Annotated in this window: 1 pseudogene; it reads right to left on the bottom strand. The window is 38.5% G+C overall.

Annotated elements, in window-relative coordinates:
* Positions 1-74: 74 nt before the first annotated feature.
* Positions 75-556: pseudogene (locus R7044_RS27270) on the bottom strand (type II secretion protein); the annotation flags it as partial.

Raw genomic sequence — 556 nt, 5'->3', positions numbered from 1 at the left:
ATCGACTAAAGAAGCGGCATCAAGCGCGTCAAAGATTTCGTCTCTTATGTCAATATAAACTTCTTTTAGGTGATTCATTTCTTAAACCACGCGAACTTTTTCTGCACTTTGACTTTTTTACCAGTCAGCGAATTCACCATATTTGCAATAGCTGGGGTGAACTTAATTTTCGCCGTATTGTGAATGCCCTGTTGGATGATCAACTTTTCCAAATTGGCTTCATAAACGAAATCAATGGTGTCTTTCGCTTTAATTTTTTCTTTGGCGCCTTGGAGAGGCATCATGTAATCCTTCTGCGATCGAGTCATAGAAAAAATGATTCGATGCTCGGCCTTTCCTAATTTTTTCTTTATCGAGTGGTAAGCGCGTAACGATGCAACAGAAGGTTCACAAACAACAAAAATGCGGTTGTATCTTTCATTGATGTCTTCTGAAGTCAGTTCGTTTATCGCATTTAAAGGCAATGAATCTATGATGAAGTTGTACTGATCCACCAGCTCATTAGAAATTCTAAATAGAGAGTCTGCATGGTCGCTTATGCATGCAATGTTCTTTT

It is taken from the genome of Vibrio sp. 1402, from assembly GCF_033340275.1.
The sequence above is the reverse complement of the archived record's forward strand: the minus strand, read 5'-3'. Positions and strand labels throughout refer to the sequence as shown.